The organism is Crassaminicella profunda (assembly GCF_019884785.1).
GTDB classification, from domain to species: domain Bacteria; phylum Bacillota; class Clostridia; order Peptostreptococcales; family Thermotaleaceae; genus Crassaminicella; species Crassaminicella profunda.
Window position 1 is genome coordinate 2,950,338 of the sequence record NZ_CP082326.1, and the last position, 13,879, is coordinate 2,964,216.

Sequence of the window (13,879 nt, forward strand, 5' to 3'; positions counted from 1 at the left end):
TTTTTATTCTGTTTTTTAGTACAAACCAATAAAATAACACTAACCCCTTTTCAAAAGATCATGTACTAACAAAGAAAATATCTTTGCTGCTCCTTTTAAATCCTTTTCATCAAAGTCAAATTTGGAATTATGATGATCATCCTTTATATCACTTCCAAATAACATATATATAGCTTTTCCACCTTGAGATTGGACCTTTTTCATCATATAGGCGAAATCTTCACTTCCACCTAAATCTATTTTTTCATCTGTCACCATTTGGAATGCATCTAGTTTTTCTGCTAGTCCTTTAGCTCTTACAATCAGTTCTTCATCACTTTCTCCACTTTCAGCAGCACCCATAAATTGAAGATCTAAATCTACATCATACATCTCTGCAGCATTTTTTAATATTCGCTTTGCAGATTCTCTCATGTATTCATTAAGCTCTGAATTTTCTCCCCTTGTTTCTATAAGCATATGAGCATTTGAAGGAATTACATTTCTTCCTGTTCCTGCAACAAGTTTTCCTACATTTATTCTCGTAAATCCTTCACTATGTCTTGGTATAGCATGTAGATTCATAGCTGCTGATGCAGCTGCTAACAATGCATTTTTTCCTTTTTCAGGAGTTGCTCCCGCATGGGTTGAAATTCCTTTAAAATATGCATCAAATTTTGAAGTTGCTAAAAATCCACTAGTTCCACAAAATAACATTCCTGAGCCCTTTGCTTTGATTCCTATATGACCACCCATAATTATATCCACATCATCTAATATTCCCGATGTAGTCATTGATTTTGCTCCTCTTACCCCTTCTTCTGCTGGTTGAAAAATAAGCTTTATCTTACCCTTTAATTGATCCTTTATTCCCATCAATGCCTTGGCAACAGCTAAACCTATTGTAGTATGTCCATCATGTCCGCAAGCATGCATCACATTTTCATTGACAGAAGCAAAGCCCTCTTTGTATGGGAAATGCGCTCTTTCCTTACATTCTCCCACTTCAACAGCATCCATATCGAATCTCAACGCAACAATAGGTCCATCTCCACAATCTAATAACCCTACTACCCCTGTAAATCCGCCTTTAAGTTTTTCTACAAATTCCCGATCTGCACCTTGATCTAATGCACGTTTATAATGTTTTTCTAATTGCTCCTCATGAGGAACTCCCATTCGATCCTTTTCATTCATTACTTCTTTTCCTAGTTTGATACTATACCCCATATCCTTTAGCTTCCTAGCTACCATTGATGCTGTTCTAAATTCAGTCCATGCGGATTCTGGATATTGATGAAAATCCCTTCTGATAGCTATCATTTCTTCTTCTATTTCATCTATTATCTCATTTATTTTTTCAACCATTTCTTAGGACCTCCCCAAATTTAGAGCTGTTTTAATAAGTACTTTTGCTCCGATTCCTAGAACTTTTTCATTAAAATCAAACCTTGGATTATGAGGTGCATACAATTCTTTTCCTTCTTCTGCATATCCTAAAAACATATAAACAGATGGTACCTCTTTTGCAAAATATGCAAAATCTTCTCCTCCAGGCTCTGGTCTATTGACTCTTACAAAGTTTTCTTCTCCTAATAATTCTTCAATAGATTTTTTTGCTATATTTACTGCCTTTTCATCATTCATAAGAGGCGGGTAGGAGAATTTATAATGAAGGTTCGCATTTCCACCTAATGCTACAGCTGTTTCTTCCACTACACTTTTGAGTCTATCATGAATTTTTTCCCTAACACCTTCACTAAATGAACGTACTGTTCCCTCTAATTTGACTTCTTCTGGAATCACATTATATCTAGTACCTCCATTAAATACACCTATAGATACAACTGCTGGTTCAAAAGGATCAATATTTCTACTGATGATTGTATTTATATTTGTAACGATTTGAGATCCAATGAGAATAGGATCCACTCCCATGTTCGGTAGAGATGCATGTATCCCTTTTCCCTTAATATCAATGGTAAATGGATCAGAAGCTGCCATAAGTACTCCAGATTTTGTTCCTACTTGACCAAGCTTTAGCTTTGGCCATATGTGAGCCCCTACCATATAATCTACCTTTGGCTCTTCTAATGCGCCATCCTTAATCATATGTTGAGCACCCCCTCCATTAGGCGCATCTTCTTCCGCTGGTTGAAATACAAGTTTAATATTCCCATGAATCTCATCCTTCATCTGTATTAGTACCTTTGCAATACCAAGACCTATAGCTGTATGTCCATCATGACCACAAGAGTGCATAACGCCTTCATTTTGTGATTTAAAAGGAATATCGTTCATTTCTTCCATTTCAAGAGCATCCATATCAAATCTAAGTCCTATAGTTTTCCCTTCTTTATCTCCTTTTATAATCCCTACAACACCCGTATTGTAATATCCTTTTTTAACTTCTACACCTAATTCTTCTAATAACCTTGCTACTCTTTCTGATGTTCTGATTTCTTTCCGACTTGGCTCAGGATGCATATGAAAATCTCTTCTTTGATCTATGATCCAGTCTTCTATTTCATCAACTAATCCATGTATCTTTTCATTAAGCATATTTATCCCCCTAATGTCAAATTACTTATCGTCACTATCTCAATCCTTACATAAATACATTTGCTCCAGGACCTAATGGTAATCCGAAAAAGAAGCATACAGCCATCATGACAATCCAAAGAACTCCAAAGCCTATTGCATAAGGTAATGTATAAGAGATGGCTGTTCCCATTCCTGCATTCTCATCATATCTTTTAAGGAATCCTAAAAGAATTGGGAAATATGGGAATAATGGGCTGATTGCATTTGTAGTTGAATCTCCTACTCTATAAGCTACTTGTGCAAAAGCTGGTGAATAATCAAGCATCATAAACATTGGTACAAACACTGGTGCAAGTAATGCCCATTTTGCTGAACCACTACCTATAAATAAATTTATAAACATGGTAAATACAGTAACTAAAATAATCATTGGAAAACCTGTGAAATTTAAAGTTTTCAATATATTTCCAAGGGTTACTGCAACAATTAATCCTAAATTTGTCCAATTGAAATAGCTTACAAATTGGGCAATTACAAATACCAATACAATATATCCAGCCATTCCTCTCATGGCTTCTGTCATAAGTTTAGGAATATCAGACTCTGACTTTATAACCCCTACTTTTCTACCATAGGCAATACCAATAGCTACAAACCAAAATAGAATAAAAGGTACCAGTCCCTTTAAGAATGGAGAAGGAATTAATCCTCCCTCAGGATTTCTTAACAGCGAATCCTGTGGAATTAAAGCAATAATAACGATTGCCCAATAAATCAAACTTACAATTCCTGCACTCTTTAGTCCTTGTATCTCTTCTTTTGTTACCTCAAAGTCAACATCATCTAAAGATATTTCACCCTTTGGTGTATAAGGACCTGCTTGCTTTTCAACATATTTAGTGGTAATCCATGCCCCTAAAAGTGTTAGAAAAATAGTTGAAGCAACCATAAAATAATAATTTACTGCTGGAGATACAGATATACTTGGATCAATTATATGGGCTGCTTCTTCAGTAATCCCAGCAAGCAATACATCCGTTCCTGCTAAAAGTAAATTGGCTGTAAATCCTGCACAGGCAGCTGCATATCCTGCTGCAACACCTACAAGTGGATTTTTCTTAGCCCCATAGAATATAGCTCCTGCTAAAGGTGGAATAATAATAGCTGCTGCATCAGAAGCTAAATTTCCACATATACCTATTAAAAATATGGCCATTACTAAAAGCTTTTCTGGTGCTCCAAGGATAAACTTTTTCATAAAAGCTGACATAAGTCCTGTTTGTTCTGCTAGTCCTATACCAATCATCATAGTTAACACGAGTCCTAAAGGTTTAAATCCAGCAAAATTCTTTGTTAAGTTAAGAAGCATATATTGTATCCCTTCTTTACTTAGAAGGTTTTTGGCTACAACATACTCATCTTTTACAGGGTGTTTTACTTGAACACCTGCTTTAGCTACTATAAAAGAAAGAACGATTACACCTAATGTTAAAAATACAAACAATGTAAAGGGATGAGGCAATTTATTCCCAGTTTGTTCTACCCAATCCAAAAAACGATAAAATAATGACTTTTTTTCTCTTTTTACATTTTCCATTCTACGACCTCCTGTTTGAAATATTTCGAATCTAAAGAACCTAAAGAACCTTTATTCAATTGCTTTCATCCCCCCCTAACTCCTTAGCTTTAAAAGCTGATTCTATAATTTCTTTTTCGGACACATTTTTGACATGTCCTTTATTATTTTTTATATTCTCCATCTTTCGTTAAAATCCTTCCAATTTTTCGAAATTTCTACTAAATTTTTATAAAAATTCGCATGTAGCTAATCGCATATGCTCATCTCGCAAGTTTTTTTACAAAACCACCCTTTTGTAATAAAACTTACTCAAAGTGGTTGAACGCTTGATTTTTCAATCATAAGTTATCCACAAATTTTAAATTTTATAATTTCCTAGAAAATAAAAAAAATAATGACATGAATTTTATTAAACTCACGTCATTATTTTTACATGAAAATTTCATAAATCTGCTTAGGTCTACCAGATTTTGTCTTGCTTTCTTTTCCTATTATTTTTCCAAAACCTGTATCTACGATTTTTTTGAGAATCCTTCTTCCACTTCTAGAGCTAATTTCAAGATAATTAGACAATTCTTCTGAATCAAAGGTGTTTTTATTGGTTTTTTCTATTATAGCCATTATTTTAGATACATAAGAAGCACTAATATCTAATTTTGAAGCAATAGATTGAATCCTTTCATCAGAAACTGTAATATTGTATGTCAAGGTATTCTCGTTCTCACTAGATATAGGACCTGTAATACTCCCATCTTCATCAACCATATATATACAAGAATATTCTTTTCCCATAGCACGATTCAAAGCAACTCTTGCATTATATTCTGCATTATATACTGTATTCCCATAGCCAATGCCAGAAGCAAATACAATATTAGATTTTCTATCTGTCTTAAAATATTTTTTAAATTCTTGTGTATTATATTCATTATCAAGAGCACCTCTAGTTGTAAATATTAAATATTCATCTCGACCAAAGGGAAATATGGAACCAAAACTATTTTTTGTAAAATTAATAAGCATTTCCTCTAATTTATTCTTTATTTTTAAAAATTCATATTCTGAAGACATATTATTATTTTCATTTTTAATTTTTACAATAGCAATTGCAATTTGAGTTGCCTTTATTTTTTTTACACTGGCCTTATAGATAGCTTTATTTAAGTATTCCCTCATTAAAAATGTAGTAGGGCTTAATTTATGCACAGTTACCCCCAACTCTTTAAGCTTTATATAGGTCTTACTTAGTCCAGTTACAGCAACATTGATCCTTTTATTTTTCCACAGATTATAGTGGTATTTTACCAATTCATCATAGCTTATATTTTCTTCATAAGGTATAACATTCATTTCATCGAACTTTATTTCCAATTCATCAGCTATTTCTTTTACAGATTTTTCTTTTACAGAATCAATGCTCATTTTTGTATAGTCGATCCCTCGACATTTAATCTCCCATAATGCTTTTAATATACTAGTTCCAACCCTTGGTATATAAACAGCAGGCTTTGTTAGTGCATTAGAAAACTTAGCTATATTGTATGGAACATGTCCTGAAAAAAGGATTCCATCTACTTTTTTCTGACATTCATTGATTAATTCTAAAGTTTCTTCTTTATTTTCATATACATAGGGAAAAATAATTACCTTTTCTTCAACTTCCTTAGCTATTTTACAAATCTTTTCTATTGAATCACTAGGACCAATAACTCCTAACTTAATTTTCATACTTTCTCACCTTTTCTACATAAAAATATTCTATTTATATCATATCATATATTGTTTTTTTCTATAGTATGAAAGATTCGTTGATCTATCAATTATTTTTAACTTTATAAAGAACCTAGAATTCTTTTACTCTATGAACTCTAAGTTCTTTTATATCTTTAGATCATAAATTTATCTATATCTTCCTGCAATGCTATTGCAACACTATTCAAACTTTGCGCATGAGAACTAATTTCTTCCACAGAAGCCAATTGCTCTTCTGTTGATGCAGAGACTTCTTCTGTACTTGCAGATGTTTCTTCTGTTACAGCAGATATATTGGTAATGGCATTGATGATTTCTTCCTTGCTCTTCTTCATGTTTTCTGCATGATCTGCTACTTGATTGATTTTTTCGATTAAATTTTTCATAGCATCTATTGTAACTTGGAATATATGATCCGTCTCTTGAATAGATACATTTTGTTCATGAACAATCTCTTTTACTTCATCCATTGTAGTAACGGCTCTACCAGAATTTTGCTGAATATTGTGCATTAAATCCTTTATATGATCTGTTGCTTTTGTTGTCTCTTCTGATAATTTTCTTATTTCATCAGCAACAACAGCAAATCCCTTTCCTGCTTCTCCTGCCCGAGCAGCTTCAATACTTGCATTGAGTGCTAATAGATTGGTCTGATTAGATATATTCTCAATTAATGCAATAATTGATTCTGCATTATTAGCAAATTCATTAATACTTCCTATAATTTGATTGACTTCATTTGCTTTTTCTGTATTATTGACAATTTTATGATCTAATATTTTAAGAATACTAATTCCTTTTTCTCCTAAGGAATTAGCTTCTTGCGAAATATCATACACATCATAAGTCAATTGATTACTTTCATTGATTTTTTCTCCTAGTTCAGTTGCCATGACAGCTATTGTTTCTGTATCCTTTGCTTGATCATTTGTGCTTAATGCAATTTGTTCTATGGCCTGTGCTATTTCTCCTGTAGCTTGAGCAGATTGCTGAGATATTTCTGATAAATTATTGGCAGATGTAGTAACTAACCCAGATGAATCTTTTACCTTTTTAATAATATTTTTCATATCCTCCTGCATGGTATTTACAGCATTTGCCAATACCCCAGTTTCATCCTTTCGTCTAGCAAATTCATCTGGCATTTTTTTTGTAAAATTCCCTGTAGCTACAAATTTTAAATGCTCTGCTATAAAGACAATTGGCTTTGAGAATTTATTAGCAAAGATCCAAGTCATAATTGTCCCAAATAAGATAAAAATAGCAGATAAAATGATAATAATCGATCTGATTTTATTTGCACTAGCCATTAGTTCTTCTTTTGTAATCATGGCAACAAATTTCCATCCCGTTTCAGGAGATGTATAAACATTAGCTATGTAACTTTCATTATTCACATTCGTTTCAAAGTAATCTGAATCCATCTGTACTATGTTTTTAAATCCATCAATACCTATATTTTGTATATTCTTAAAATTATTCTCTTCATTTTTAGGATCAGCTATGATTGTCCCTTGAGCATCTATTAACATGACATAGCCTGTATCTCCCATTTTTATACTTTTGAAAATTTTTGTTATGCCTTTTAAACTCATGTCTACCCCTATAACCCCTATTAATTCTCCAGCTTCATTTTCTACAGTTTTTACCGTACTAACCACCATTGAATTATCTGGTTCATAATAATAAGGATTTGTTCTTGAGGTATGTCCTTTATTTTCCATAGCCTTTTGGTAATAAGGTCTTTTTCTAGAATCATAATTCTTACTAACACTTCCTTCTGGCAATTGAATATATCCACCAAATTCTGTACCCATATATACATAAGCTGTTTGAGGATGAGTTTGTGCAAATTGTTCAAAATTTTCATAAATGGTTTGTTCAATCCCTCCATTTTTAGAAGGAGTCATTTTTAAATCGTCTTCTGCTACTTTGTCCATATAATTTGTTATGGTATAATCAGCTTTTTTAACATATCCATTCTCTGCTAAATAGTTAACATTCTCCTCAATATCTTTAAACAATATATTGATGGCATTGTTAATTTGGACAATTTGTCCTGTAGAAGAATGTATGTAATTCTCCATAATCTCCCCTTTAACCTTTGCATTTACAATCATACTTACAGGGATAGTGGTCATTAAAAGAATAAACAAAAACATAATGATTAATTTGCTTTTCATTGAGTGAAAAATATTCTTATTTTTTTTCATCTTCCCAACTCCTCCTTTAAATGATTAACATACATTTTTTCTAAATTTAAAGTAATAAGATACTTTAATACCCTTTTTAAATTGGCATAAATTTCTTTATTTTTCAAAAAATCTACCATTACTTTATTCGACATTTTTCTTGTTCTTTCCTTTGTTTTTTTTATTTATTTTTTTGTAAATTTTACTAAAAAAAGAATGACTTTCATCATTCTTTTACTCATTTTTGTTGAATTCCCAAGAAAAATCATAATATCCTTTTGTATGAACTCCCTTTGCTATCAACTTATATATTCTATGTTTCTCTAATGGTATATTGATTACTCCTTCTTCATCCGTTTCAAAGATCTCTATGGGTTCATTATTATATTCATAAATTCCTATTGTCAAATCACCATTTTTCACCTGAGAATCATAATGAAGCTCTAAAATGCCATCCTCCCCAAACCATATTTCTTTTACTTCACTTCCCGTAAAATCTTTATATTCGTCCTTGAAAAGCTTTTGTGACTTTACTACTGTAGGTCCTTCTACTTCTTTAGGTTTTAATTTTTCTCGATCAACAATATAAATAGCTCCAACCAATACAACAATCATCAAACATACACTTAGCACTTTATAAACAAATTTTTTATTTATGGTTTTACTCTCATTTGTCTTATTTTTAAAAGGCTCCTGTGATACAAAATGATTATTATGCACTCCTCCTTTAATGGTTGTTACAATCAAATATGTCATAAACCCCATATACTTTGGAACAAATAGAACAACAGCTACCCATAAGAACTTATTCATATTATATTTTGGCGCATTTTCATATACATAAAAAATAACAAAAATGAAAAATGCCAAACTAGCTAATGCAATAATAGTATTCACCATCATAACAGAATTAAAAATAGTAGAAAAATTACTCCTGTCCAATAATGTTTGTAGCAATGTCTGTAAAAAATCTTGTGTCTCCATAAATACTCTCCTTTTTATTCACGTTTCTTTCTTTGAATTTTTTCAAATACATGAATAATCCTATCATAAATTGTATAATATGGAAACCTTTCTTTAAATAACCTACTAAAAAACATATAATATCTAATTTTTAGTCTTTACAATCTACTTTTTCTAAACTTGATAAATGAGGAAAAGGCGTAGGATTTTCTTCTTTATAGGTAGCATGTGTTACTAAAATTAAAGCAAGCCCACATAGTATTGACCCCGGAAGAGCAGCCCCTACCCCAAAAGGTGAACCTACTAATTTCCACACAATACTCGTTACAAACCCCACTATAATCCCTGCTGTAATTCCTTCTTTAGTTGCTTTTTTCCAGTACAATGCAGCAAAGGCAGGTAAACCAAGAGACGCTGCATAAAATGTCCAAGCAAACATTAATGCTTTATAAGCCTGTCTGATATAAAGGGCAATAATTAACGCACCAAATCCTAATAAGACAGTAACTACCCTTGAATAAAAAAGCTCTTTTTTATCTTCAATATTAGGCCATAAAGGTTTTAAAATATCTCTTAAAAGAGTTTGAACAGAAATGAGTAAATATGTATCTGCTGAAGACATTAAAACTGCAAATAATGATGCTATCGTTAATCCTGTAATCCCTACTGGTAATAAATGAATCACCAATGCTGGAATAGCCGCATCTGCTGCACCATAATCATTTACCACATTTGGAAGCAATATGTAAGCACTGAGTCCAATGACTAATGTTATAATAATCGTATAAGCATATACTGTATTTCCTAATATCATTCCTCGTTTAGCATCCTTTGGACTTTTAGCAGCAAAAGCTCTTTGCCACATTTCTGCTCCTGCTAATGTAAATACCAAATTGGTAAAAATCCAACCAATAATCTCAGAAGATGGCTTGATAGAAAGCATTTCATTAGGAACTGATTGAATCATGGTACTGACGCCACCTACTTTAACTAATGCAATAATTGGTAATAATATATACATAAAAAGCATTAATATAATAAATTGAGCTACATCCGTATAAACAACACCAAATAGTCCAGAAACAGCCGTATAGGAAACAAAAATGATTACTGCTATCCAAGCACCCGTTTCATAAGAAAAACCACCAATTGTTTTTATAAGGGTAGCTGTTGCCGTAATCTGTGTTCCTACAGTAGCCATCATAGTGAATGCTATTAAGAAAGCTGTAAGATACTTCACCTTAGTCCCAAATCGATATTCCATCAAATCAGGAATAGAAGTAATATCGTTTAATACTCCAATTTTTTGTATTCTACCTGAAATTCCAGAAAAAACATACATTCCAATAAGATAAGGTAATCCCAACATTATAGCAACTGCTCCTTGGCTATAAGTAACCCCTCCACGTCCAATCATTGCTCCCCCACCAATGATTGAAGCACATACAGTAGCCATAATAACAAAATAGTTTAAACTTCTTCCTGCTAAATAATAATCCGTAGTTTTTGTTACTTTTTTCTTAAAATAGAAACCGATCCATACCATACCAAGCAAATAGAGTCCAATCAAAATCAAATCAAAAATAGTCATATTGTTCAAATCTTTCCCCCCTTGTAAAAAGATAATAAAAATCCAATGCTATGTAGTATTTTATATACCATTAGCACAAAAAATAATTATTCAATTGAAAAAACATGCTTAAAGTTGACTTTTTCGAAAAATACAAAGAAAATTATAAAACAATCTGTAGATTTTAAAGAGTTATAATTTCCTATTAGATGATCAAGAAGAGTAAAAAAAACTTTCATAAAGGATAGTGAAAAGCCTCGTTTTCATAAGCTTATAAGAGGAATCTTCGTTTATTTAGCGCTATAATCAAATTATACCATATTTTTCATTATTTTTCAAAAATTTAGAATATTGTTTGTTTTAAGATTTTATATGAGTAATCATTAAGTTTATTTTCCTTTATTATATAGGTTTTATTTCCAAATTTAATATATAAAAAAGTGAGTTGTTTAAGCTTAAACAACTCACTTTTTTATATTTTCCTGCCCTTATGCTCTTGGATTAAAATTTGAAATTTCCTTTAATCTTTCATATAATTCTCTCTCTTCTTCTTTGAAAACAGATGGATTGATTATTCGTACTCTAATATACAAATCTCCTATATTTCCTTTCATATCTTTATATCCTTTTTTCCCAATCTTAATTTTGCCATCTGTCTGTATCCCTGCTGGTATTTTTACCTTGATTTTTCCTGTCAATGTCTTTACAATGACCTCTGTTCCCAAAGCTGCTTCCCAAGGAGTTAAATCAATGGTTGTATTTAAATTCACCCCATCTAATGTGAAATCTTTATGGGATTTGAATTTTACCTTAAGATATAAATCACCACCATCTCTTCCATGCTTTGCAATTTTTATCTTCTTATCTTGTAGTATACCAGCTGGAATCTTTACAGATATAGTTTTTGTATCATTTCCTTTTCGAGAAGACAACTTTTTTTGTATGCCTTCATATCCTTCTTCTAGAGTAATATGAATTTCCGACTCTACATCTTGTCCCATTTTTCTTGAAGAGCATCCACCACATCCTCCTCTTTTTGAAAAACCCCCAAATTGATCTCCCATATTAAAACCACTATTTCCAAAAATCATATCAAAAAAGTCACTATAATCTCCATTGCCACTTCTATGGGTACCAAATCCTCCAAATCCATATTGAGATGGGTCAAAGTCTGCTCCATTTTGAAAATCATAACCACTTCCAAATTGATCATATTTTTTTCTTTTTTCCTCATCTCCTAATACTTCATAGGCTTCGTTAATGGACTTGAATTTTTCTTCTGCTGATTTATTATTTGGATTTGCATCAGGATGATATTTTTTTGCAAGCTTTCGATAAGCTCTTTTCATTTCATCTTGAGATGCATTTTTATCTACTCCTAATATGTCATAGTAATCCTTATATTCCATGGTATATCCTCCCTTATTTCCTAATGAATCTAAAATGCGAAAAATCTTCTATTCATAATATATCATAAAAAAATTTTTATAGGAAAGATTTGATATGGAAAAAATAGAAAGCTAGCAAAAATGCTAGCTCTTCATTTATTTTATTATAAATATTGTTTTCCTAATGCATCTGCTGTTAAAATAGCTGCATAAACACTTTCAGGAGTAACTTCAAAAGGCATATTGTAAATAGTTTCTCCTTCAGCACAAGAAGCTTTTGCAACCTCCATCATTTTCTCAGGATTAATTTCTTTAATCCCCATTTCACCTAAAGTTACTGGAAGTCCAATGCTCATACAGAAAAGAATTACTTCCTCTATTTCTTCCATTGGGCAATTTTCCATTACTAACTGTACTAAAGTTCCAAATGCTACCTTTTCTCCATGATATAGGTGATGGCACTCACTAAGTACTGTAAATCCATTATGGATGGCATGTGCGCCAGCAAGTCCTCCACTTTCAAATCCTATGCCGCTTAAATATGTATTCGCTTCTATAATGTTTTCAACAGCAGGGGTTACCACTTTATTTTCAACAGCTAATTTTGCTTTTAGACCATCTTCTAACAACGTTTCATAGCAAAGTTCTGCTAATGCATAAGCGGATTTTGAAGGAAGAAGTCCCGCCATATTTGTAGCTTTGGAAATATCACAAGCTCTTGCTTCAAAGTAAGTTGCTAAAGCATCCCCCATACCTGATACCAATAATCTTGCAGGTGCATTGGCAATAATATTTGTATCCATCAATACTAAATTAGGGTTTTGAGGAAGCACTAAATATTCATCAAAAACACCTTCTGGCGTGTATAAAACAGATAATGCACTACATGGCGCATCCGTAGATGCAATAGTTGGCACAATTACTACTGATGTTTTTTGATAATATGAAACTGCTTTTGCAGTATCTAATAATTTTCCTCCCCCAATGCCAATAACGCCGTCACAACCATTTGCTTTACATATTTCAATTAATCGATTAATTTCTTCTTTTGAACATTCCTTATTGAATGTTTCAAAAACTAAGTTTTTATCTTGATTTTTAAAACTTTCTTCTATAATATGCTTTGTTCTTTTCATTCCACCTTCAGTGGCTAAAATAAGAAAAGTTGACCCTAAATTAGCAGTATGTTCATAAAGTTTTTTGAGTTCACCATTCCCTTGAATATACTTGCTTGGAGACATAATAATCTTTGCCATAAAAAATTCCTCCTTCTCATTTTCATATGTTTTTATAGTTTATTTAAATAGCATTTAGTTAATTCTACCATGTTTTCAGTATAATTTTTCATTTTATATTATTTATAAAAGTTTAGGAATCAACTCTTCATTTGGAGATGCTATAACAACCGTACTAATAATATCTCCAGTTTCTTTTAATTGATTTTCACAGGCCTTTACTGCTGATTTAACAGCACCTACTTCTCCTGTAAGTAATATAAAACCTTTCCCACCAAGACCTCTAGCTATTCTTACTTCTATCAGCTGTACATTGGCAGCTTTTGCAGCAATATCTCCTGCCATAATAGATGTAATGGCAGACATTGTTTCAACAATTCCTAAAGAAGAAATTTTTTCAATATCCGTAGTAGCAGTAAGTGCAGGAAATATATCTTCATGTACATTAGATATAACATGACTATCAATGATAAAGGGTCCTCCAATATGCTCTCCTGTTTTCACAGCATTTTTTACTGCTCCAACATCCCCACACAACAATGTAACATATTTTCCAGGACATAATGGAGATGATAATATTAATTTAACATTTGCAGATTTTAACATCTGATCAGTTGCTTCTATTCCCTTTGCAATACTTTTAAATTCCAACAGTCCAATTGATTTTTTCATAACTC

10 protein-coding genes are annotated in these 13,879 nt (G+C 31.9%); all 10 read right to left on the reverse strand.

The window, feature by feature from the left end; genetic code table 11:
* Positions 1–39: 39 nt before the first annotated feature.
* The 10 genes from K7H06_RS13830 to K7H06_RS13875 all read right to left on the reverse strand — a co-directional run bounded on the left by K7H06_RS13830 (position 40) and on the right by K7H06_RS13875 (position 13,874).
* The gene (locus tag K7H06_RS13830; protein WP_223036627.1) at positions 40–1,347 is read right to left on the reverse strand and encodes an amidohydrolase; all 1,308 of its coding nucleotides are present in this window, start codon (positions 1,345–1,347) and stop codon (positions 40–42) included.
* 3 nt (positions 1,348–1,350) lie between these two features.
* Positions 1,351–2,541: a M20 metallopeptidase family protein gene (locus K7H06_RS13835; RefSeq protein ID WP_223036628.1), complete on the reverse strand. Its 1,191-nt coding sequence runs from the start codon at positions 2,539–2,541 to the stop codon at positions 1,351–1,353.
* Positions 2,542–2,587: 46 nt separating this feature from the next.
* Complete coding sequence (locus K7H06_RS13840; RefSeq protein ID WP_223036629.1) at positions 2,588–4,120, reverse strand: AbgT family transporter; 1,533 nt, start codon at positions 4,118–4,120, stop codon at positions 2,588–2,590.
* A gap of 411 nt (positions 4,121–4,531) precedes the next feature.
* Positions 4,532–5,830 (reverse strand): hypothetical protein, encoded by a 1,299-nt coding sequence (locus K7H06_RS13845; protein ID WP_223036630.1) that lies wholly within the window; start codon positions 5,828–5,830, stop codon positions 4,532–4,534.
* Positions 5,831–5,988: 158 nt separating this feature from the next.
* The gene (locus K7H06_RS13850; protein WP_223036631.1) at positions 5,989–8,067 is read right to left on the reverse strand and encodes a methyl-accepting chemotaxis protein; all 2,079 of its coding nucleotides are present in this window, start codon (positions 8,065–8,067) and stop codon (positions 5,989–5,991) included.
* A 213-nt stretch (positions 8,068–8,280) separates the two neighbouring features.
* Positions 8,281–9,030, reverse strand: coding sequence for a hypothetical protein (locus K7H06_RS13855; protein WP_223036632.1), 750 nt, complete (start codon positions 9,028–9,030; stop codon positions 8,281–8,283).
* 130 nt (positions 9,031–9,160) lie between these two features.
* Positions 9,161–10,600, reverse strand: coding sequence for a sodium:solute symporter family protein (locus K7H06_RS13860; RefSeq protein WP_246637708.1), 1,440 nt, complete (start codon positions 10,598–10,600; stop codon positions 9,161–9,163).
* Between the two features lie 467 nt (positions 10,601–11,067).
* Positions 11,068–11,988 carry a DnaJ C-terminal domain-containing protein gene (locus K7H06_RS13865; RefSeq protein WP_223036634.1) on the reverse strand — a complete coding sequence of 307 codons (921 nt, stop codon included), beginning with the start codon at positions 11,986–11,988 and terminating at the stop codon, positions 11,068–11,070.
* Between the two features lie 143 nt (positions 11,989–12,131).
* Positions 12,132–13,223 carry a glycerol dehydrogenase gene (locus K7H06_RS13870; RefSeq protein ID WP_223036635.1) on the reverse strand — a complete coding sequence of 364 codons (1,092 nt, stop codon included), beginning with the start codon at positions 13,221–13,223 and terminating at the stop codon, positions 12,132–12,134.
* Between the two features lie 102 nt (positions 13,224–13,325).
* Positions 13,326–13,874, reverse strand: a complete 549-nt coding sequence (locus tag K7H06_RS13875; protein WP_223036636.1) for a BMC domain-containing protein — start codon at positions 13,872–13,874, stop codon at positions 13,326–13,328.
* Positions 13,875–13,879: the final 5 nt, after the last annotated feature.